The sequence below is a fragment of the Streptomyces thermocarboxydus genome, from assembly GCF_024760485.1.
Taxonomy (GTDB): Bacteria; Actinomycetota; Actinomycetes; order Streptomycetales; family Streptomycetaceae; genus Streptomyces; species Streptomyces cellulosae.
Map to the genome: position 1 here is coordinate 2,562,941 of NZ_CP058273.1, position 20,069 is coordinate 2,583,009.

Consider the following 20,069-nt stretch of genomic DNA (forward strand, 5'->3'; position numbering starts at 1 on the left):
CGGGCGTCCCCGCCCGCGCCCATCGCGCCCTCAGGACGACGCCCGCTCCACCAGCTCCGTGGCCAGCACCATCTGACGCCTCTCCAGCTCCCGCGTCGCGGACGGGCGGCGGTCGGCGATCTCCCTGAGCAGCAGGTCGGTCATCGCCCGGCCCATCTCCTCGATCGGCTGGCGCACGCTGGTCAGCGGCGGCTCCATGTGGCGGGCGATCGCGGAGTCGTCGTAGCCGACCAGCGCCACGTCGTCCGGGATGCGGCGGCCCGCCTCGCGCAGCACCTGGCGGGCGCCGGCCGCGGTGACGTCGGAGGCGGCGAAGACCGCGTCCAGGTCGGGGCGGCGCTCCAGCAGGGCCTCCATGGCGCGGCGGCCGCCGCCCTCGGAGAAGTCGCCCGGCTCGATCAGCAGCTCGTCCACCTCGTGCCCCGCCTCACGCAGCGCGTCCCGGTAGCCGTCGACGCGGCGCTGGGCGCCGTAGACGTCGAGGCGGCCGGTGATGTGCGCGACGGTGCGCCGGCCGCGGCCGATGAGGTGCTCGACGGCCTGCCGGGCGCCGCCGTAGTTGTCGGAGTCCACCGAGGTGAGCGTCTCGTCCGCGGAGCGGGGGCCGCTGATCACGGCGGGGATCTCCAGCTGGGACAGCATGTCGGGCAGCGGGTCGTCGGCGTGCACCGAGACCAGCAGCACGCCGTCCACGCGGTGCGCCGCCAGGTACTGGGCGAGCCGCTGCCGCTCCCGGTCGCTGCCCGCGAAGATCAGCAGCAGCTGCATCTCGGTGTCGGACAGCGCGGCGCCGACACCGCGGAGCATGTCGGAGAAGTAGGGCTCGGTGAAGAACCGGGTCTCCGGCTCGGGCACCACGAGCGCTATCGCGTCGGTGCGGTTGGCCGCGAGGGCGCGGGCCGCGGTGTTGGGGACGTAACCCAGCTCGGCGACGGCCGCCTCGACGGCGGCGCGGGTCGCCTCGCTCACCCGCGGGGAGCCGTTGATCACGCGCGACACGGTGCCGCGGCCGACCCCGGCGCGCGCTGCCACCTCCTCGAGGGTGGGGCGGCCACCGCTCCTGCCCCGCACTCCGTGGCTTGCCATCCGCCCCCGCCTTCCTCTGTGTGTCACCCTGGCCTGGAATGTAACAGCCCCGGCAGTGACGGTGACCACCCGCGAGGGCGTCCGTGCGGACCCCGGCGTTCCGAAGGGGCGGCACCCCGGGCCAAGTTAACGGGCAGATAACTGAACGCACTTTGCCGCGTCTGTTCCCTTGACACCCCCGCCCGGACCCGCGACTCTTCAACACATCACTTGTGGGAGCGCTCCCACAGTACCTGACACATACACAACCCGCACGTTCCCCGCCCGAGCCGCAACGCGCAGAATACGGGTCAACAACGCCGTTGGCCGGGGGGTCGGCACGTCAGGGCAACAGGAGGACGCAATGCGAGCACGTACCCTGCCCCTCACCAGGCAGCGGTCGGGCGGGGGGAAGCCCTTCGCCCGCAAGGCGCTGGCCGTCGCGGCCGTCGTGTCGCTGGGCACCGGGCTGCTGGCCGGCTGCGCCGACGACGGCGGAGACGACAGCTCCGGTGGTTCCTCGTCCGGCGAGGGCAAGACCACGATCACCCTGGGTCTCTTCGGCACCATGGGCTTCAAGGAGGCGGGCCTCTACGCCGAGTACGAGAAGCTCAACCCGGACATCAAGATCGAAGAGAACGTGGTCGAGCGGAACGAGAACTACTACCCCGCTCTCGTCAACCACCTGACCACCAACAGCGGGCTGATGGACGTGCAGGCCGTCGAGGTCGCCAACATCGCCGAGGTCGTGGGCACCCAGGCGGACAAGTTCACGGACATGTCCAAGGTCGAGGGTGTGAAGAAGGACGGCTGGCTGCCCTGGAAGTGGGAGCAGGCCACCACCAAGGACGGCCAGACCATCGGTCTCGGCACGGACGTCGGCCCGATGGCCATCTGCTACCGCAAGGACCTCTTCGAGAAGGCCGGTCTGCCCAGCGACCGCGAGCAGGTCGGCAAGCTGTGGGCGGGCGACTGGAACAAGTTCATCGCGACCGGCGAGAAGTACAAGAAGGCGGCCGGCAAGGACACCTTCTTCATGGACTCCCCGGGCGGCCTGCTGAACGCGGTGCTCTCCAGTGAGAAGGAGAAGTTCTACGACGCCTCCGGCCAGGTCATCTACAAGACCAACCCCGCCGTGAAGGCCGCCTTCGACCTGACCGCCGAGGCCGCCGAGAAGGGCCTGGTCCAGTCGCAGACGCAGTTCCAGCCCGCCTGGGACACCACCATCGCCAACAGCAAGTTCGCCACCGTGGCCTGCCCGCCGTGGATGCTCGGCTACATCAAGGGCAAGTCGAAGGCCGACGCGGCCGGCAAGTGGGACGTCGCCGTGGCCCCGAAGTCCGGCAACTGGGGCGGCTCCTTCCTGGGCGTGCCGAAGAGCGGCAAGAACGTCGAGGAGGCGCAGAAGCTGGTCGCGTGGCTGACCGCGCCCGAGCAGCAGGCCAAGCTGTTCAAGGTCCAGGGCTCCTTCCCGAGCGCCCCGGCCGCGTACTCCAGCCCGGAGGTGACCGGCGCCACCAACGAGATGACCGGTGACGCCCCGATCGGTGAGATCTTCTCCGAGGCCGCCAAGCAGATCCCCGTCCAGGTGATCGGTCCGAAGGACCAGATCATCCAGCAGGGTCTGACGGACAACGGCGTCATCCTCGTCACCAAGGGCAAGTCGGCCAAGGAGGCCTGGGAGACGGCCACCAAGACCATCGACAACAACCTGGACCAGTGACCCGCATGGCCACCCGCTCCGACATCGCCGCGTCCCCCGTCAAGGGGGGCGCGGCCCCGGGCCGTACGCCCGGGAGCCGCCCCGTGGACAAGGACGACCGGCGCCGGACCAAGCTGTCCCGCCGCTGGCAGCGCGACGCCCGCTGGAGCCCGTACGCGTTCGTCGCGCCGTTCTTCCTGCTGTTCGCGGCCTTCGGGCTGTTCCCGCTGATCTACACCGGCTGGGCCTCTCTGCACCAGGTCGAGCTGACCGCGCCGACCGACATGACCTGGGTCGGGCTGAAGAACTACACGCGGATCTTCGACGACGACTTCTTCTGGAACGCGGCGCGGAACACCCTGACCATCGGCGTCATCTCCACCGTTCCGCAGCTGATGATCGCCATGGGCATCGCCCACATCCTCAACTACAAGCTGAGGGCGTCCACGTTCTGGCGGGTCGCGATGCTCGCGCCGTACGCCACCTCGATCGCCGCCGCGACGCTGGTGTTCGTGCTGCTCTTCGGCCGTGACTACGGCATGATCAACTGGGCGCTCGGCGCGGTGGGGGTCGACCCGATCGGCTGGCAGGACGACAAGTGGCCCGGCCAGATAGCCGTCTCGACGATCATCATCTGGCGCTGGACCGGCTACAACGCGCTGATCTACCTGGCCGCGATGCAGGCGATCCCGCAGGACCTGTACGAGTCGGCGGCGCTGGACGGCGCCAGCCGCTGGCGGCAGTTCCTGCACGTGACGCTGCCCTCGCTGCGTCCGACGATCCTGTTCACCGTGGTCGTCTCGACGATCGGGGCCAGCCAGGTCTTCGGCGAGCCGCTGCTGTTCGACCCCAACAAGGGCGCGTCGGGCGGCGCGGAGCACCAGTTCCAGACGCTCGGCCTGTACCTGTACGAGCAGGGCTGGGTGAACCAGCACCTGGGCCGTGCCTCGGCGATCGCCTGGGCGATGTTCGCGATCCTGATCGTCATCGGCATCATCAACCAGCTCATCTCGCGCCGGCTGCGCGCCAGCAGTTAAGGAGTGTGGCCGTGACGACAACCGTGACGCCCCCCGAGGCACCGATCGTCAAGGAACAGAAGCGCTCGCGCCTGCCCAAGTCGGCGCGGGCCGGCGGCACCCTGCACGGCGGACCGCTCGCGTACGTGATCCTCGCCGTGTTCACGCTCGTGTCGCTGTTCCCGCTGGTGTGGACCGCGATCGCCGCGTCCCGTGACAACCAGCGCCTGGCGGAGAACCCGCCGCCGCTCTGGTTCGGCTCCAACCTGATGAAGAACCTGGAGATCGCCTGGAAGGACGCCAACCTCGGCGAGGCCTTCCTCAACACCACCATCGTGGCGGGCATCTCCGCGCTGACCATCGTGGTGCTGTCGACGGTCGCCGGGTTCGCCTTCGCCAAGCTGCGCTTCAAGGGCCGCAACGCCCTGATGCTGCTGGTGATCGGCACGATGATGGTCCCGCCGCAGCTCAGCATCATCCCGCTGTACATGATGGTCGCGAAGCTGGACTGGACCGACCAGCTCCAGGCGGTCATCTTCCCGTCGCTGGTGAGCGCGTTCGGCGTGTTCTTCATGCGGCAGTACCTGCTCCAGGCGCTGCCCGACGAGGTCATCGAGGCCGCGCGGGTGGACGGCGCGAGCAGCTGGCGTGTGGTGTGGCACGTGGTGTTCCCCGCCGCGCGGCCGGCCATGGCCGTGCTGGGCATGCTGATGTTCGTGCAGGCGTGGAACGACTTCCTGTGGCCGTTCCTGGTGCTGACGCAGACCGGCAACCCGACCGTGCAGGTCGCCGTCGCGGGTCTCGGCCGCGGGTACACCCCCGACCAGTCCCTGATCATGGCGGGTGCGCTGCTCGGCACGCTGCCCCTGCTGCTGGTCTTCGCGATCTTCGGCAAGCAGATCGTGGGCGGCATCATGCAGGGTGCGGTCAAGGGCTGACGCCCGCACCCATCCCGGTGGGGCCGGGTCGCCGCCGCCTCGGCCCCCTTTCCTTCCTCTCACGTATCCGTCGGTCTTCCACGACCCCTATGCGACCTCTATGGGAGCGCTTCCATGTCTGACTCCGCCACGCCGGCGACCCCGGTGACCTTTCCTCCGGCCTTCCTCTGGGGCGCCGCGACCTCCGCGTACCAGATCGAGGGGGCGGTGCGGGAGGACGGGCGTACCCCTTCCATCTGGGACACCTTCAGTCACACGCCGGGAAAGACGGCGGGCGGCGACACCGGTGACGTCGCCGTCGACCACTACCACCGCTACCGCGACGACGTGGCGCTGATGGCCGACCTCAACCTGCAGGCCTACCGCTTCTCCGTGTCCTGGTCCCGGGTGCAGCCCACCGGGCGCGGCCCGGCCGTGCAGCGCGGTCTGGACTTCTACCGCCGGCTGGTCGACGAGCTGCTGGAGAAGGGCATCAAGCCGGCCGTCACCCTCTACCACTGGGACCTGCCGCAGGAGCTGGAGGACGCGGGCGGCTGGCCGGAGCGCGACACCGCCTACCGCTTCGCCGAGTACGCGCAGATCGTGGGCGAGGCGCTCGGCGACCGCGTCGAGACGTGGATGACGCTCAACGAGCCCTGGTGCGCCGCCTTCCTGGGCTACGCCTCCGGCGTGCACGCCCCCGGCCGCACCGAGCCGGCCGCCGCGCTGAAGGCCGCCCACCACCTGAACCTGGCGCACGGCCTGGGCACCAAGGCGCTGCGCACGGTGATGCCGGCCCGCAACCAGATCTCCCTCAGCCTCAACACCTCCGTGGTGCGCCCGCTGAACCCCGGATCCCCCGCGGACCTGGTGGCGGCCCGCAAGATCGACGACCTGTCGGGCGGCATCTTCCACGGCCCGATCCTGCACGGCGCCTACCCGGAGACGCTGCTGGAGGCGACCTCCTCGGTGACCGACTGGTCGTGCATCCAGGACGGCGACCTGGACACCATCCACCAGCCGATCGACGCGCTGGGCCTCAACTACTACACGCCGACCCTGGTGTCGGCCGCCGACCCCGACGACAAGGGCCCGCGCGCCGACGGTCACGGGGCGAGCGAGCACTCGCCGTGGCCGGCCGCCGACGACGTGGCGTTCCACCAGTCGCCGGGCGACCAGACGGAGATGGGCTGGTCGGTCGACCCGACCGGGCTGCACGAGCTGATCATGCGCTATCACCGCGAGGCTCCCGGCCTGCCCCTCTACATCACGGAGAACGGCGCCGCCTACGACGACAAGCCGGACGCCGACGGCAGGGTCCACGACCCGGAGCGCGTGTCCTACCTGCACGGCCACCTCTCCGCGGTGCGCCGGGCCATCGCCGACGGCGCCGACGTGCGCGGGTACTTCCTGTGGTCGCTGATGGACAACTTCGAGTGGGCGTACGGCTACGAGAAGCGCTTCGGCGCGGTGTACGTCGACTACGCCAGCCAGAAGCGGACGCCGAAGTCGAGCGCGCTCTGGTACGCGAAGGCGGCCAAGGCCGGTGAGCTTCCGGACCCCGAGGGCGTCTGACCAGCCCTCGGCGGCCCGGAAGGACGGGGCGCGAGGTTCGGGGGGCGGGGCGCGGCGGTCCCTGGGGAGTGCCGCGCCCCGCTCGTGCGTGTCCGGGTCCTGCCACGCGGGCCGCTGAAGGTCTGTCGCCGGACGCACGGGTGCCCCGGCCGGGTGGGGGGAAGGGTCCGGCCGGGGCACGCGTTCCCCGTTCTCTTCAGATGGCTCGCAAAGCTGTCCCTGGAGGGCTCAGTTGTAGGCCGCGAAGGCCTTCGAGAAGGCGAACTTCTCCTGGAGGATCGAGCTGCAGGTGGCGTCGGCTGCCGGCTTCTCGCCCTCGGCGCACTGCTGGTCGCGGGTGCCGGACCACATCGACAGCCGGCCAAGCCCCTTGGCCTTGGCGAACTCCACCAGCTGGGTGGCGTCCTCGACCGTGAAGATCTCGGTGACGACGTCGTTCACACCGATCATCGGGGTGACCGCGACCGCCTTCCACGCCTCCTCCTCGCCGAGCCCGAGTACGTCCTTGAGCTGCGCCTGGGTGGCGGTGGCGGCCTGCTCGGCGTAGGTGCCCATGTCGTCGCTGTACGCCGGGCCGTAGTCCATCGCCATGATGTTGACGGCGTCGACGCGTACGCCGTTCGCCTTGGCGTCGGCGAGGAGGTTCACGCCGTCCTGCGTGAGCCCTTCCGGCATCACCGGGAGGGTGAAGGAGACGTCCAGGTCCGGGTGGGACTTCTGCAGGGCCGCGATCGCCTGCGCGCGGCGGGTGTTGGCCGCCGTGTTGGGCAGCGCGCCGCCCTCGACGTCGAAGTCCACCTTGGTGAGCTGGTAGGTGTCGACGACCTCGGTGTAGGCGGCGGTGAGCGCCTCCACCGAGCCGCAGGTGGTGCCGAGTTCGGAGCCGGCCGCGCCGCCGAAGGATACGCGGACGTCGCCGCCCGCCTCGCGCAGCGCGCCGATCCGCGCGGCCACCGGGTTGTCGCCGAGCCCGCCGGTGCCGCCCCACGTGGGGGTGCAGCCGCCGCCGTCGGTGACGAACGCGAGGGTGTACTCCTTCACGCCGGTCGCCTCGGCGCTCGCCATCAGGTCGAACGCCGGGCTGAGGGACGTGTCGACGTACGGGGCGAAGCCCGCGCCGGCCGCCTTGGGGGACGCGGGGACCGCCTCGTCCGTGGCCAGTGCGGTGTTCGTGAACAGGAACGCTCCGCCGGCGGCGACGGCCGCGGCCGCCACCGCGCCGATCGCCTTGTTCCTGCCGCTGATCCTGCGCCGGTGCGTGCTCATCGCATGCCTGCCTTCGTTGCCGTTCGTGGGGGGAGGTTGCGGCAGCACGCTAGTGATCCGGAAAGGGACAACTCGCCTGATCCGGACGGCAGCAGGGAAGCTTAGGGTCCGCTTAAGGAAGGGATCGGGAGCGGTTAAGGGACAGGGCGCCACGGCCCGTCCTGCGGCGGCGGACGCTCCCCCGGTGCCCGCGCCGCCGGGGCGAGCGGTCGCGGCCGTCGAGCTGGATCCAGATGCGCACCTCGGTCCCGCCGAGTACCGACCGGCCGATGCGCACGTCGCCGCCGGTGGACTCGGCGAGGCGGCGCACGATGTCCAGGCCGAGCCCGGTGGAGCCGTCGGTGCCGGAGCCGCGGCCTCGGGCCATCGCCGTCTCGGGGTCGGCTATGCCGGGGCCCGCGTCGGAGACGAGCACGATCACCGCGTCCTCGCCGTTGTGCACGTCGACCGCGAAGGCGGTGCCCTCGGAGGTGTGCCGGAAGACGTTGCCCAGGAGGGCGTCGAGGGCGGCGGCCAGGTCGGCGCGGGCCACGGGTATGCGCACCGGCCGGTTCGCCCCGGCCACGCGCCACTTGCGGCCCTCGTCCTCGGCGAGCGCGGACCAGAACGCCATCCGCTCGCGCACCACTTCGGCCGCGTCGCAGCCGGCGCCGGGTCCTGCGGCGGCCGTCTGCGGCTTGGCGTCGCGGGCGGTGCGGATGATGGTGTCGACCTCGCGCTCCAGCTGCTCGACGGCGGCGCGGGTCTGCTCGGCGGCCGGACCGTCGCCCAGGGAGGCGGCGTTGAGCCGCAGCACGGTGAGCGGCGTGCGCAGCCGGTGGGACAGGTCGGCGGCCAGCTCCCGCTCGTTGGCGAGGAGCTGGACGACCTGGTCGGCCATGGAGTTGAACGCCACGGCCGCCAGCCGCAGTTCGGTCGGCCCCTCTTCGGGGACGCGGGCGCCGAGCTTGCCCTCGCCCAGTTCGTGTGCCCCCTCGACCAGCCGCTGGGCGGGGCGCACCATGCGCACGCCCAGCCGGTCGGCGACCGCGACGGAGCCGACGATCAGGGCGACGCCGACGGCCGCGAGGACCGCCCAGGCGGTGCCGACACCGTTGGTGACCGCGGACTCCGGGACGAACACCTCCACGACGGCGATCTCACCGGAGCTGAGTGCGACCGGCTGGAGCAGCGCCGAGCCGCCGGGCACGGTGGAGGTGGAGGCGCGGCCCAGCTCCCGCACGGCGGCGATGTCCTCGTCGGAGGCCCGCCGCTCCCCTATGTCCAGGGGCTGTTCGCCGCCGGAGGCCGGGAGGTGCACGGCCATGGAGGTGCCGGAGCCGGCCGAGGCGACGACCCGCTCGAGCTGGGCGCGGTCGGTGGTGATGGACAGCGCGGGGGCGACGGCGGCGGCCTCCCGCTCGGCGCCGGCGAAGGCGCGGTCACGGGCCATCTCGCGGATGACCAGGCCGAGCGGGACGGCGAAGGCCACCACGACCATCGCGGTCACCGCCAGCGACACCTTCACCAGGGCCCATCTCATCGCGGTGGCTCCGCTCCGGGCGCGTGCACGGGTCCGGCCGCGTCGGCCGGCGGCTCCAGCTTCACGCCGACGCCCCGCAGGGTGTGCAGATAGCGGGGGCGGGCGGCGGTCTCGCCCAGCTTCCGGCGCAGCCAGGACAGATGGACGTCGATGGTCTGGTCGTCGCCGTAAGACTGCTGCCACACCTCGGCGAGCAGCTCCCGCCGGGGCACGACCACGCCGGGCCGCCCGGCAAGGAAGGCGAGCAGGTCGAACTCGCGTCTGGTGAGGTCCAGTTGGACGCCGTCCAGCTCGGCCTGGCGGCGCAGCGGATCGACGGTGAGGCCGCCGACCCGGATGACCGGGGAGGGCGCGGCCTCGCCGCCTTGGGCGCGGGCGCGGCGCAGCACGGCGGCCATCCGGGCGGAGAGGTGCTCCACCGAGAAGGGCTTGGTCAGATAGTCGTCCGCGCCGGCGTTGAGCAGCCGCACGATCTCCGTCTCGTCGTCGCGGGCGGTGGCGACGATGACCGGGACATCGGTGATGCCGCGGAGCATCTTCAGGGCCTCGGAGCCGTCGAGATCCGGCAGTCCGAGGTCCAGGACGACCACGTCGAAGCGGAAATGGGCGACCTCGCGCAGCGCCTCCAGCGCGGTCCCGACGCTGCGCACGGTGTGCGAGGCGTCGGTCAGCTGCCGAATGAGCGCCGAACGTACGAACTGGTCGTCCTCGACCACGAGAACACTTGCCATGGGCGGCACCGTACGCCATGCCGGGCGGGGCCGGCCGGGGCCTGTGGACAACTCCGGACGACCTTCTCGAAGCCTGCGGACGGCCGGTCCGGACCGTCCCCAGGGCGCGACACGGGTGGGGCGTGTGGGGCACTATGGGCCGACGATGCGCAGAGGACTCCTACACGTACTGGCCTGGCTGCTCGCCACGGGCGCGGCGGTCACGCTGTCGTGGTGGGGCGTCAGCACGGTGATGGAGGGCACGGCCTACGACCCGCCGCGCGCCCTGCCGATCCCGGCGGGCGAGGAGAGGGCGCAGGCGGTGTCGTCGTCCACGCACCGCCCGGCCCCCGAGCCGTCGAAGGACGAGGACGACAAGGGGCCGGAAAAGTCCCGTGAGCCGTCGGAGACTCCGTCCACCGGGTCCGCGCCGCCCGACCCGACGCCCTCGCGTACCGCCTCCCCCTCGAAGACCCCGTCCGCGCCGGAGGCGACCGCGGCCGGCGAGGTCAAGAGCTACGACACCCGGGGCGGCCGGGCGGTGTTCGACCTCGGGGAGACCTCCGCGTCGCTGGTGTCGGCGACGCCGGGGGCCGGCTGGTCGATGCAGGTGTGGAAGACGGAGACGTGGATCCGCGTGGAGTTCGCCTCGGGCGCGGACCGGGTGACGGTGTTCTGCACCTGGCACGACGGCCCGCCGCGGGTGGAGATCGCCACGTACTGACGCCCCCGGAAAGGGTGTTCAGCCTCCGCCGGGCGCGTTCAGCGGAACGCGTCGGCGGGCGGCGGAGGTGAGGCGACCGCCCTGAGGTCGGTCACGGGGACCGCGCCGCCGGCGAAGTCGGTGAGTTCGCGGCCGTGCAGGACCCGGCCGGAGTGCGGGTCGGAGGCGGCCCTGCGGGTCAGCTCGGCGACCGGCAGCGGCGCGTCGGAGGCGACCAGGACCGCGTTGCCGAACCGCTTGCCGCGCAGCACGGCCGGGTCGGTGATCAGCGCGAGTTCCGCGAACCGGGCGGCGGCGGTGGCGATCTGGCCGCGCAGATGCGTGAGAGGCGGCCCGTCGGCGAGGTTGGCGGTGTAGATCCCGCCGGGGGCGAGCGCCCTGCGCACCTCGTCGAGGAACTCGGTGGAGGTCAGGTGGGCCGGGGTGCGGGCCCCGCTGAAGACGTCGGCGACGACGAGGTCGCCCCAGCCGTCGGGCACCTTGGCGAGCCCTTCGCGGGCGTCCGCCGTGCGCACCCGGATCCGCGCCCGGGGGTCGAGCGGCAGCTCCCGCCGCACCAGCTGGACCAGCGCCCCGTCGCGCTCCACGACCTGCTGGGTGGAGCGGGGGCGGGTGGCGGCGACGTACCGGGCGAGGGTGAGGGCGCCGCCGCCGAGGTGCACGGCCCGCAGGGGCTTTCCGGGCGGGGCGGCGAGGTCGACGACGTGCCCGAAGCGGCGCTGGTACTCGAAGGAGAGGTGGGCGGGGTCGTCCAGGTCGACGTGCGACTGGGGGGCGTCGTCGATCAGCAGCGTCCAGGCGCGGGGCCGGTCGCGGTCCGGGACGAGCCGGGCGGTCCCTCCGTCGACCTGCTCGGTGACGGCCTCGGCGGCCGCCTGTCCCCGTCCGCTGCTCCTGCCCCGTGCCATGCGGCCATTGTCCCAGGCGGCGCGTCCGCACCCCGCCCGGGCCCGGCGGCCGGCCGCTCCCCGGCCGCCCGGGCGCTCAACGGCAGCTGTCCGCCGCCTCGATCATCCGCTGGGCCTGACCGAGGGCCTCGCGCAGCACCGCGGGATCGGTCGCCAGGTCGGCCTCGCCGGGCGGCACCAGCCAGTCGGAGTCCTCCGCCGGGCGGTCGGGCATCAGACAGATGCCGCGGCCGTCGGTCTCCGTGCAGACGCTGCCGGGGACGTCCCACGCGGCGGCGGTGCCGGGCGGCACCAGGAAGCCCAGGGTGCCGCAGCCGCCGTCGTGCAGCACCGGACCCACCGCGTCCCCGGCTCCCCGCCGCAGGATGTCCACCGCCTCGAGTCCCTGCCGGGCCGGGACGGTGACCACGTCCCAGTCCGGTGCTGCGGGTTCAAGGGGGTCGTTGTTCCGGCTGGTCGTCATCATCCCGGCCTCCACCACACGGATCACGCTCGGACGAGGGGCGGGAGTCGGGGGGGCTCCCGTTCCACGAAGTCCAACGAGCCGCGCCGTCAAGGGCTACGCCGGAAGTCCGCCGCAAAGGATGGCACTTCATGGCAGATCGCGGACGACATGTCCGGCATGTAGCCAAACTCAGCGTACCCAGCTCGTCACAGCAGGTACGTTCATGCCCGCCGGAAACAGGGTGGCACTCGGACAAGCCGCCCCGTTCCCGGCATGGTTCGACGGTTCGCAGAGAGGACCCGGCCATGGCGTCGTCAACGGTGCCCTCGTCCCAGCCAGCTCGGCCACCGCGGCCGAATCTCGTCTTCCGGCAACTGCGCGGTTCGCGCTCGCCGGCCGAGTTCGCCGCGGCGGTACGGCGGGCCGCCCGCGAGATCGGCGAGCGGGTGAGCTGTGACGCGCGGTACGTGCACCGGGTGGAGGCGGGCGAGATCCGCTGCCCCAACTACGCCTACGAACGGGTCTTCCTGCACATGTTCCCCGGCCGCACGCTGACCGACCTGGGCTTCGCGGCCCGCTCGTCGGTCCGCGGGCGCCGGATCCGGGCCGCCGGGGACCAGCCCGCGGCCCGTCCCGAGAACCCGGCGAACGCCACGAGTGAGACCAGCGGGGCGTGCGAGCCGTATGAGACGCACAGCAGGTTCGACCCGTACGACGAGTACGACCCGCACGACCACGAGGAGAGCGACGTGCTGCGTCGCGCATTCATGACCGGCGGTGGCGCCACGGTGGCCGCCGCCCTGAGCCCGTACGGGCTCGCCCCGGAGGCTTCGGCGGCACAGCGCCCGGTGCGCCGTGCGGGGACGTCGGACGCCTGCGCCCTGGAGGAGGCCGTACGCCGGATCCGGGTGCTCGACGACCGTCACGGGGCGGACGGGCTCTACCGCCGTGCGGCTGCCCCGCTGCGGGCCGCGTACGAACTGCTGGAGGCCGGGACGACCCGGCAGCGCACGGCGGACCGGCTGTACGCGGGCGCCGGGGAGCTGGCCATCTCGGTGGGCTGGCTGGCGCACGACTCGGGCCGCTTCGACGACGCCCGCTCGCACTACGCGGAGGCGCTGGCGACCGCCCGGGTGACGGGTGACGCGGCGCTGGAGGCGCACGCGTTCTGCAACACGGCGTTCCTCGCCCGGGACGCGGGCCGCCCCCGGGAGGCGGTGCGGGCGGCGCAGGCGGCGCAGCGGGCGGCGCGGTCGCTCGGCTCGTCCCGGCTGATGTCGCTGCTGGCGCTGCGCGAGGCCGGCGGCTGGGCCGGGCTCGCCGACCGCACGGGGTGCGAGCAGGCGCTGGCCCGGGCCCACGCGTACTTCGGCCGCGGTCCCGCGGAGGCGGATCCCGAGTGGATGACGTTCTACGGGGAGGCCGAGCTGGAGGGTCTGGAGGCGCAGTGCTGGTCCACGCTGGGCGACTGGACGCGCGCGGCGCGGCACGCCCGGCGGGCGGCGGAGCTCCAGGACCCGCACTTCACCCGCAACATCGCGCTGTACACGGCGGAGCTGGCCGACGACCTGGCCCGCGGCGGGCATCCCGAGGAGGCCGCGCAGGCCGGGATGCGCGCCCTGGACCTGCTGGGCGAGGTCCAGTCGTCCCGCGTCCGCTCGATGCTCTCCGGCACCTCGCGCGTGCTGCTGCCGCACCGCCGTACGTCCGGCGTCTCGGACTTCCTGGACCGCCACGCCTCGCTGCCGCGCATGGTCTGACCGCACGGGACACGGGACACGGGCCGCGGGGCCCCGCCGGCGCAGGGGGAACGCCGGCGGGGCCCCGCGGTGTCCGGGCCGGGTCACGCGCCCTTGGCGGCGCGGCCCAGGCGGAGGGCGGAGACGAGGAAGAACACGCCTAAGGAGCTGGTCCTCGCCTATCTCGGCGAGGCGGACCAGGGCATGCGCGCGCAGATCACCGGCGCCCTGTCGCCGGACGTCTCGCCTGAGGACGACGTACGGGCGGTCGCGCGGGCCATCGCCGACGGCATCCGCTCCCCCGGCTTCCGCGGCTGCGCGTTCCTCAACGCGGTGGCGGAGTACCCCGACCCGGACCACCCCGTGCACCGGGCCGTGCTGGCGCACCGGGAGTGGTTCCTGGAGACCGTCACGGAGCTGCTCGGCCGGGCGGGCCTCGAGCCCGCCGACGCGGCGGGACGGCACTTCGTGATGCTCAGGGACGGCGCGATGGCGGCCGGCTGCCTCTTCGACCCCGAACTGGTCTGCGAGACCTTCCTGAACGGCGTCGAGTCGTTGCTCACAGCGGGCGCCGTCACATCACGCGCGTGACGCGCGCGTAGACGCACGGGTGCGTCAGGGGACGAGGTGCCCCACGTCGTTCCAGCTCTCCACGGCCGGTTCGCCGTACGCCCAGCCCAGGACCGACAGGGACGTCGGGTTGAGGCGGATACGGGCCGCGAAGTCCAGCGGCAGGCCCAGCCAGCGGGCGCCTATGGAGCGCAGGATGTGGCCGTGCGCGAAGACCAGCACGTCACGGTCGGCGGAGCGGGCCCAGGCGACCACCTCGTCCGCGCGGGCCGTCATCTCGGCGAGCGTCTCGCCCTCCGGGACCCCGTCGCGCCAGATGAGCCAGCCCGGGCGCACCGCCTGGATCTCCGCCGGGGTCATGCCCTCGTAGGCGCCGTAGTCCCACTCCAGGAGCGCGTCCCAGTGCTCGGCGCGGTCGCCGAAGCCGGCCAGCTCACAGGTCTCCCGCGCGCGGGACAGCGGGCTGGTGCGCACCTCGACGTCCGGCAGCCCGTCGTACGGCGGCCGGTGCAGCCGCTCGCCCAGCAGCTTCGCCCCCTGGCGGCCCTCCTCCAGCAACGGCACGTCGGTCCTGCCGGTGTGCTTTCCGGACAACGACCACGCGGTCTGTCCGTGCCGGGCCAGCAGGATGCGCGGAGCCATGGGGAACCTTCCGGGAATGTCACAGGCGGAACCCGTCCATCATCGCTCACCCTGGTCGCGGGCAACCCGGGGGGCGATCCAGGCGTCTATCCGGTTCCGAAGACGTGTACGCGGGAAGACGCGCACACACCGTAGAGTGGCTGGCCGCCGACCAGGACAGCACGAGGACGAGGGGGAGCGATCGGATGCCGCACACCGAGACACCGGGCACCGAGGCGGTCCCGGCGACCCGGATGCGCTGGTGGACGGAGCTGCCGCTCATCCTCCTCGTGTACGCCTGCTACTCCGCGGGACGGCTCGTCGTCCGCGGCGACGTCGCCGACGCGGTCGACCACGGCCTGGCGCTGCTGCGCATGGAAAAGGCGTTGTACCTCAACGCCGAACACCCGCTGAACCGCCTGTTCACCCGCGAACCGTGGATCGGCATACCCGCCGACTTCTGGTACGCCTCCCTGCACTACCTCGTCACCCCGGCGCTCCTCGTGTGGCTGTTCCGCTCCCGGGCGGTGCGCTACCGGGCGGCCAGGACCTGGCTGATGACGTCGACGTTCATCGGCCTCATCGGCTTCACCCTGCTGCCCACCTGCCCGCCCCGGCTGCTCGACGCGAGCCACGGCTTCGTCGACACGATGGCCCACTACAGCTCGTGGGGCTGGTGGGGCGGCGAGGCCAGCGCCCCGCGCGGCCTCGGTGGCATGACCAACCAGTACGCGGCGATGCCCAGCCTGCACGTGGGATGGGCGCTGTGGTGCGGCGTGATCCTCTGGAAGTACGGGCGCGGCCGCTGGGCCAGGACGGCCGCGGTCGTCTATCCGCTGGTCACCACGATCGTGGTGATGGGAACGGCGAACCACTACTTCCTCGACGCGGTCGCGGGCGCCGCCGTGATGGGCGCAGGCTATGTGCTCGCCCCGTACGTGACGCGGTCCGCGGACGCCCTCAAGGCCCGCTTCCGGATCGGCGCGACGGCCGTCCCGGCGGTCTCGTCCGGCACGGATGCCGCGATTGTCAGTGACGGATGCCAGACTTCCGCGGGTGAGCGAATTCCACGGCAGCGGCAGCCCGAGCCGCGGTACGGAGCCGAACCGGGTGCCTCCCCCACGGACGCCGGAGAAGGGGCTCCGGCACCGGCTCGCTGAGCTGCGCGGTCCCGACACACAGGCCAAGGCGCTGGACGCGCGCGCCCTGGCCGCCCTCGCCGCCAACCCGGGCTGCAGACGGCGCGCGATCCTCGACGGCGCCGGGGTGGACAAGGCGGCGCTGGCGAGCGCGCTGGGCTCGCCCTCGGTCTTCGGCCAGTCGCAGTTCGCGTTCGTCCGGGGCAACGCCTTCGAGGCGAAGGTCAAGGCCGACGGCGGCACCGAACTGCTGCGCCTCGCCCACGAGAAGCTGGACCGCGGCGCCGAGCCGCCCGCCGAGGCGCGCGTGCCCGACCTCACCGCGCAAGGCCCCGAGGGCCGCACGGGGCGTACGGAGCTGGCGCTGCGCGAGGCCGCCGCCGAGCCCGGCGTCTGGACGCTGCTGGACCATCCGATGCTCGCCCTCGATGTGGCGGGCTCCCCCGCGTTCCTGGAGCCGGACGCGGTGGTGGTGCACCCCGACGGCAGCTGGACCGTCGTGGAGATCAAGTCGTTCCCCATGCTGGACGGCGCCGCCGACCCGGCGAAGGTCGGCGCGGCCGCCCGCCAGGCCGCGGTGTACGTGCTGGCGCTGGAGCGGGTGGCCGAGCGGCTCGACCCGCCGCCCCGGGTGCGTCACCGTGTGCTGCTGGTGTGCCCGAAGGACTTCTCCAACCTGCCCACCGCCTCCGCCGTGGACGTGCGCAAGCAGCGCGCGGTGACCGCGCGCCAGCTGGCCCGGCTCACCCGCATCGAGGAGATCGCCGACACCCTCCCCGAGGGCGTCTGCTTCTCCCCCGAACTGCCCGCCGAGCAGCTCGAACAGGCCGTGGAGGCGGTCCCGGCGACCTACGCGCCGGAGTGCCTCTCCGCGTGCGAGCTGGCCTTCCACTGCCGTGACCGCTCCCGCGCGGCCGGTGCCGTGACCGCCCTGGGCCGCCCGGTGCGGGCCGAGCTGGGCGGTCTGACGACCGTCGGGGACGTGCTGGCGGCGGCCCGCGGCGAGGCGGGCGACCCCGACGACCCGGCGGTGGCCGCACTGCGCCGGGCCGCCGCCCTGCGCGCGGAGGCGCTCGCATCCGCCGCCGAGGAGGCCCGGGAGGTGGCCGGGTGTCGCTGATCTCCACCCTCGCCCGGCTCGAGGCGGTCGACACCGGCCGCGCGCAGCCCGCCGCGACCGTCCGGCACCGGCATCTGTCCGAGCGGCCGCTGGTGTTCGTGCCGCTCATCACCGCCGGTGAGGCGGGCGCCCCGCTCGGCGCGCTGGTGGGCACCGACCGGGACGCGCCGCGGCTCCTTGTGGTGCCGCAGCCGCGCGACCGCGAGCTGCGGTTCGCGTTCCTCGCCGAGCTGGCGGACGTCGTCCTGCCGTACGTGGACAGGTTCGCGGACGCCGTGGAGGCGGCCGAGCGCTCGGAGACCGACCCGGAGACCGGCAAGCGGGTCAAGGTCGAGGTCGAACTGTGCGCGGACGCGCCGCAGCTGATCGTGCCCAGCCGGGCCGGCGTCGACCTCGTACGGCTGCTCGGCCGGTCCATGCGGTTCCGGCGCACCGCGGAGCAGGACCCGGAGACGCCGTTCCCCGCGCCGCCCCGGGTGCCGCTGCTCGGCCGGTGGCTCACGCACTTCGGGGAGCGGGCCCGGGTGCCCGGCTCCTGCCTGCTGCTCGCCATGACCGACGTGCTGGGCCGGCACTGGGCGACCGGCCAGTCCACGCTGGAGGACCAGCACCTGGGGGCACTGCTCGCCTGGATCGACCCGCCCGAGGGCCGCTCCGGTGCGGAGGCCGCCGAGGAGGCGGAGCTGGCGCGGGGCGCCGACGGGCAACTGGTGTGCCCGCCCGCGGGCCCGGCCACCGACCCGGCGTTCGACAACAAGCTGCTCGCCCCCGCCATCGAGCGCTACGACCGCGCGCGTACGGCGCTGGCCGCCGCCGAGGACGGTGTGGAGGCCGACGACCGGCTGGGCGCGCTGACCGCCGCCGAGCGGGAGATCCGCGCCCTGGTGGAGAGCCGCACGCGGCCTACCTGGGACGCGGTGTGGCGCGGCCTGGACCTGCTGCGGGAGCTGCCGGAGGGCGCGCGCGTGGAGGAGCGCTGGACGCGCGACCGCTGGTCTTTCACGAGCCACCGGGACCGGGTGGCGGCCGGGGAGCCGCCGCAGCCGCGCCGCGACGACGCGGTGACGGCGGCGAACAAGCTGGCGGCCCGCGAGCGGGAGCAGGCGCGTCTCGAGGCGCAGGAGGCGCTCGACGACCCGCTGGTGATGGCGGCCCGGCGGCTGTCCGGTGAGGCGTTCGCCGGGGAGGTCGTCGACGTGGTGATGGCGTACAGCGAGAGCAAGCGGCCGAGCCCGCGCCCGCTGGTCACGGTCCGCACGGACGACCGGCCGCACCTGGGCGAGCGGGTGAAGGCGTACCGCTCGCTGGGCGGGAAGCCGCAGACGGCGGAGTTCGTGGAATACGCGGCGGGCCCCGACGACGGTCTGCTGGTGCTGCGGATCATGGACAAGATGGGGCGGGGCAAGGAGCCGGAGCCCGGGTCGGTGCCGGAGAAGGGCGACCGGCTGTGCTTCACGCTCTTCGAGCACGAGCCGCGCGGCGGCGCGAAGCTGCCCGACCCGGAGGAGACGCCGTGGACCCACGGCGGGCCGCCCGGTGAGGAGCCCGCCCCCGAGCCCGCCGACCCGGTGACCGAGGAGGACGTGCTGTGACCGCCCCTGTCGAGGAGACGGTGTTCGACCCCGGCTCCGCGGCCGCCCGCGCCACGGACGCGATCCTCCACGACACGCTCCACGGCGCCGCGCGCGGTGTCGTCGTCGACTCCCCGCCCGGCGCCGGCAAGTCCACGCTGGTGGTGCGCGCGGCGCTGGAGCTGGCGGAGGCGGGCCGCCCGCTGATGGTGGTCGCGCAGACGAACGCGCAGGTGGACGACCTGGTGCTGCGTCTCGCCGAGAAGAACCCCGACCTGCCGGTGGGCCGCCTGCACAGCAGCGACACCGACCCGTACGACAAGGCGCTCGACGGGCTCGACCAGGTGCGCACGTCGGCGAAGGCGGCGGACCTGGCAGGGCTGCCGGTGGTGCTGTCGACGGCGGCGAAGTGGGCGCACGTGAAGAACGTGGAGCCGTGGCAGCACGCGATCGTCGACGAGGCGTACCAGATGCGCTCGGACGCGCTGCTCGCGGTGGCCGGGCTGTTCGAGCGGGCGCTGTTCGTGGGCGACCCGGGTCAGCTGGACCCGTTCTCCATCGTGGGCGCCGAGCAGTGGGCGGGCCTGTCGTACGACCCGTCGGGCTCGGCCGTGACGACCCTGCTGGCGCACAACCCCGACCTGCCGCAGCACCGGCTTCCGGTGTCCTGGCGGCTGCCCGCCTCGGCGGCGCCGCTGGTGTCGGACGCGTTCTACCCGTTCACGCCGTTCCGCAGCGGCACGGACCACGGCGACCGCGCCCTGACCCTGGCCGTCCCGTCGGACGGATCGGGCCCGGACCGGGTGATCGACGAGGCCGCCGAGTCCGGCTGGGGCCTGCTGGAGCTGCCCGCCCGCCACACCCCGCGCACCGACCCGGAGACGGTGGGGGCGGTCGCCCAGGTGGTGCGCCGGCTGCTGGACCGGGGCGGCGCGGCGGTCTCCGAGCGCTCCCCCGACCCGGTCCCGCTCACCGCGGACCGCGTCGCGGTCGGCACGGCCCACCGCGACCAGGCGGCGGCGATCCGTGCGGCGCTGGCGGACCTGGGTGTGAGCGACGTGACGGTCGACACGGCGAACCGCCTCCAGGGCCGCGAGTACGACGTCACGGTCGTCCTCCACCCGTTGTCCGGCCGCCCGGACGCCACGGCGTTCCACCTGGAGACGGGCCGCCTCTGCGTCCTGGCCTCCCGGCACCGCCACGCGTGCATCGTGGTCTGCCGCGAGGGCGTGACGGACCTCCTGGACGACTACCCGTCCACGGAACCGGTCCAGCTGGGAACCCTGGTGAAGTTCCCGGACGGCTGGGAGGCGAACCACGCGGTGCTGTCGCATCTGGCGGAGCACAGGGTGGCGTGGCAACCCTGAGAAGCGTCCTGGATGTCAGGACCGGGCGCGTTTCGTCCTGAGCCAAGCTGCGGCGATGACGACGCTGCCGTCAGTGCACGGTCCGCGGAGTC

General features: G+C 73.2%; 18 protein-coding genes. 11 read left to right on the forward strand and 7 right to left on the reverse strand.

Features of this window, described 5'->3' with window-relative positions; translation table 11 throughout:
- Positions 1 to 30 precede the first annotated feature (30 nt).
- Complete coding sequence (locus tag AY578_RS11800) at positions 31 to 1,086, reverse strand: LacI family DNA-binding transcriptional regulator (RefSeq protein ID WP_026243868.1); 1,056 nt, start codon at positions 1,084 to 1,086, stop codon at positions 31 to 33.
- Between the two features lie 343 nt (positions 1,087 to 1,429).
- Here AY578_RS11800 and AY578_RS11805 point away from each other — a divergent pair, with 343 nt between their 5' ends.
- The 4 genes from AY578_RS11805 (at position 1,430) to AY578_RS11820 (ending at position 6,275) form a co-directional block, all read left to right on the forward strand.
- Complete coding sequence (locus AY578_RS11805; protein WP_019525172.1) at positions 1,430 to 2,788, forward strand: ABC transporter substrate-binding protein; 1,359 nt, start codon at positions 1,430 to 1,432, stop codon at positions 2,786 to 2,788.
- 5 nt (positions 2,789 to 2,793) lie between these two features.
- Positions 2,794 to 3,804, forward strand: a complete 1,011-nt coding sequence (locus AY578_RS11810) for a carbohydrate ABC transporter permease (protein WP_215048188.1) — start codon at positions 2,794 to 2,796, stop codon at positions 3,802 to 3,804.
- 11 nt (positions 3,805 to 3,815) lie between these two features.
- Positions 3,816 to 4,721, forward strand: coding sequence for a carbohydrate ABC transporter permease (locus tag AY578_RS11815; RefSeq protein ID WP_026243867.1), 906 nt, complete (start codon positions 3,816 to 3,818; stop codon positions 4,719 to 4,721).
- 114 nt (positions 4,722 to 4,835) lie between these two features.
- On the forward strand, positions 4,836 to 6,275 hold the full coding sequence (locus tag AY578_RS11820) for a GH1 family beta-glucosidase (RefSeq protein ID WP_019525169.1): 1,440 nt from the start codon (positions 4,836 to 4,838) through the stop codon (positions 6,273 to 6,275).
- 228 nt (positions 6,276 to 6,503) lie between these two features.
- Here the strand turns inward: AY578_RS11820 and AY578_RS11825 are convergent, their stop codons facing one another.
- From AY578_RS11825 to AY578_RS11835, 3 genes are all read right to left on the reverse strand, one after another.
- Positions 6,504 to 7,541 (reverse strand): chitinase, encoded by a 1,038-nt coding sequence (locus AY578_RS11825; protein WP_026243866.1) that lies wholly within the window; start codon positions 7,539 to 7,541, stop codon positions 6,504 to 6,506.
- A 112-nt stretch (positions 7,542 to 7,653) separates the two neighbouring features.
- Positions 7,654 to 9,063, reverse strand: a complete 1,410-nt coding sequence (locus AY578_RS11830) for a sensor histidine kinase (RefSeq protein ID WP_258902337.1) — start codon at positions 9,061 to 9,063, stop codon at positions 7,654 to 7,656.
- The gene (locus AY578_RS11835) at positions 9,060 to 9,794 is read right to left on the reverse strand and encodes a response regulator transcription factor (RefSeq protein WP_037778703.1); all 735 of its coding nucleotides are present in this window, start codon (positions 9,792 to 9,794) and stop codon (positions 9,060 to 9,062) included. Before AY578_RS11835 ends, AY578_RS11830 begins: the two co-directional genes overlap by 4 nt.
- Before the next feature lie 145 nt (positions 9,795 to 9,939).
- On the opposite strand from AY578_RS11835, the gene AY578_RS11840 reads away from it, so the two are divergent.
- Positions 9,940 to 10,497 carry a hypothetical protein gene (locus AY578_RS11840; protein WP_258902338.1) on the forward strand — a complete coding sequence of 186 codons (558 nt, stop codon included), beginning with the start codon at positions 9,940 to 9,942 and terminating at the stop codon, positions 10,495 to 10,497.
- Positions 10,498 to 10,535: 38 nt separating this feature from the next.
- Here AY578_RS11840 and AY578_RS11845 read toward each other — a convergent pair whose 3' ends face one another.
- Positions 10,536 to 11,405 (reverse strand): spermidine synthase, encoded by an 870-nt coding sequence (locus AY578_RS11845; protein WP_258902339.1) that lies wholly within the window; start codon positions 11,403 to 11,405, stop codon positions 10,536 to 10,538.
- 76 nt (positions 11,406 to 11,481) lie between these two features.
- Positions 11,482 to 11,868 carry a hypothetical protein gene (locus AY578_RS11850; RefSeq protein ID WP_037778713.1) on the reverse strand — a complete coding sequence of 129 codons (387 nt, stop codon included), beginning with the start codon at positions 11,866 to 11,868 and terminating at the stop codon, positions 11,482 to 11,484.
- Positions 11,869 to 12,155: 287 nt separating this feature from the next.
- Between AY578_RS11850 and AY578_RS11855 the strand changes: the two genes are divergently transcribed.
- Both AY578_RS11855 and AY578_RS11860 read left to right on the forward strand, forming a co-directional pair.
- Positions 12,156 to 13,610, forward strand: coding sequence for an NsdA family TPR-like regulatory protein (locus AY578_RS11855; RefSeq protein WP_215188760.1), 1,455 nt, complete (start codon positions 12,156 to 12,158; stop codon positions 13,608 to 13,610).
- 93 nt (positions 13,611 to 13,703) lie between these two features.
- Positions 13,704 to 14,180 carry a TetR family transcriptional regulator gene (locus AY578_RS11860; RefSeq protein WP_234008016.1) on the forward strand — a complete coding sequence of 159 codons (477 nt, stop codon included), beginning with the start codon at positions 13,704 to 13,706 and terminating at the stop codon, positions 14,178 to 14,180.
- A gap of 24 nt (positions 14,181 to 14,204) precedes the next feature.
- On the opposite strand, the gene AY578_RS11865 is transcribed toward AY578_RS11860, so the two are convergent.
- The gene (locus AY578_RS11865) at positions 14,205 to 14,801 is read right to left on the reverse strand and encodes a histidine phosphatase family protein (RefSeq protein WP_258902340.1); all 597 of its coding nucleotides are present in this window, start codon (positions 14,799 to 14,801) and stop codon (positions 14,205 to 14,207) included.
- A 185-nt stretch (positions 14,802 to 14,986) separates the two neighbouring features.
- On the opposite strand from AY578_RS11865, the gene AY578_RS11870 reads away from it, so the two are divergent.
- Genes AY578_RS11870 through AY578_RS11885 form a run of 4 tightly spaced genes read left to right on the forward strand, consistent with a single transcriptional unit; the run spans position 14,987 to position 19,977 of the window.
- Complete coding sequence (locus AY578_RS11870; RefSeq protein ID WP_019525160.1) at positions 14,987 to 15,940, forward strand: phosphatase PAP2 family protein; 954 nt, start codon at positions 14,987 to 14,989, stop codon at positions 15,938 to 15,940.
- The gene (locus AY578_RS11875) at positions 15,891 to 17,039 is read left to right on the forward strand and encodes a hypothetical protein (RefSeq protein ID WP_019525159.1); all 1,149 of its coding nucleotides are present in this window, start codon (positions 15,891 to 15,893) and stop codon (positions 17,037 to 17,039) included. The genes AY578_RS11870 and AY578_RS11875 overlap by 50 nt, the downstream gene beginning before the upstream one ends.
- Complete coding sequence (locus AY578_RS11880) at positions 17,030 to 18,631, forward strand: amino acid adenylation domain-containing protein (protein ID WP_215188762.1); 1,602 nt, start codon at positions 17,030 to 17,032, stop codon at positions 18,629 to 18,631. The genes AY578_RS11875 and AY578_RS11880 overlap by 10 nt, the downstream gene beginning before the upstream one ends.
- Positions 18,628 to 19,977 (forward strand): AAA domain-containing protein, encoded by a 1,350-nt coding sequence (locus tag AY578_RS11885; RefSeq protein ID WP_258902341.1) that lies wholly within the window; start codon positions 18,628 to 18,630, stop codon positions 19,975 to 19,977. Before AY578_RS11880 ends, AY578_RS11885 begins: the two co-directional genes overlap by 4 nt.
- The last annotated feature ends 92 nt before the right edge of the window (positions 19,978 to 20,069 follow it).

Excerpts from the sequence above, each read along its gene's own strand:
- AY578_RS11800 (WP_026243868.1), bottom strand. The coding sequence starts at position 1,086 with ATGGCAAGCCACGGAGTGCGGGGCAGGAGCGGTGGCCGCCCCACCCTC.
- AY578_RS11805 (WP_019525172.1), top strand. The coding sequence starts at position 1,430 with ATGCGAGCACGTACCCTGCCCCTCACCAGGCAGCGGTCGGGCGGGGGG.
- AY578_RS11810 (WP_215048188.1), top strand. The coding sequence starts at position 2,794 with ATGGCCACCCGCTCCGACATCGCCGCGTCCCCCGTCAAGGGGGGCGCG.
- AY578_RS11820 (WP_019525169.1), top strand. The coding sequence starts at position 4,836 with ATGTCTGACTCCGCCACGCCGGCGACCCCGGTGACCTTTCCTCCGGCC.
- AY578_RS11825 (WP_026243866.1), bottom strand. The coding sequence starts at position 7,541 with ATGAGCACGCACCGGCGCAGGATCAGCGGCAGGAACAAGGCGATCGGC.
- AY578_RS11830 (WP_258902337.1), bottom strand. The coding sequence starts at position 9,063 with ATGAGATGGGCCCTGGTGAAGGTGTCGCTGGCGGTGACCGCGATGGTC.
- AY578_RS11835 (WP_037778703.1), bottom strand. The coding sequence starts at position 9,794 with ATGGCAAGTGTTCTCGTGGTCGAGGACGACCAGTTCGTACGTTCGGCG.
- AY578_RS11840 (WP_258902338.1), top strand. The coding sequence starts at position 9,940 with ATGCGCAGAGGACTCCTACACGTACTGGCCTGGCTGCTCGCCACGGGC.
- AY578_RS11845 (WP_258902339.1), bottom strand. The coding sequence starts at position 11,405 with ATGGCACGGGGCAGGAGCAGCGGACGGGGACAGGCGGCCGCCGAGGCC.
- AY578_RS11850 (WP_037778713.1), bottom strand. The coding sequence starts at position 11,868 with ATGACGACCAGCCGGAACAACGACCCCCTTGAACCCGCAGCACCGGAC.
- AY578_RS11855 (WP_215188760.1), top strand. The coding sequence starts at position 12,156 with ATGGCGTCGTCAACGGTGCCCTCGTCCCAGCCAGCTCGGCCACCGCGG.
- AY578_RS11865 (WP_258902340.1), bottom strand. The coding sequence starts at position 14,801 with ATGGCTCCGCGCATCCTGCTGGCCCGGCACGGACAGACCGCGTGGTCG.
- AY578_RS11870 (WP_019525160.1), top strand. The coding sequence starts at position 14,987 with ATGCCGCACACCGAGACACCGGGCACCGAGGCGGTCCCGGCGACCCGG.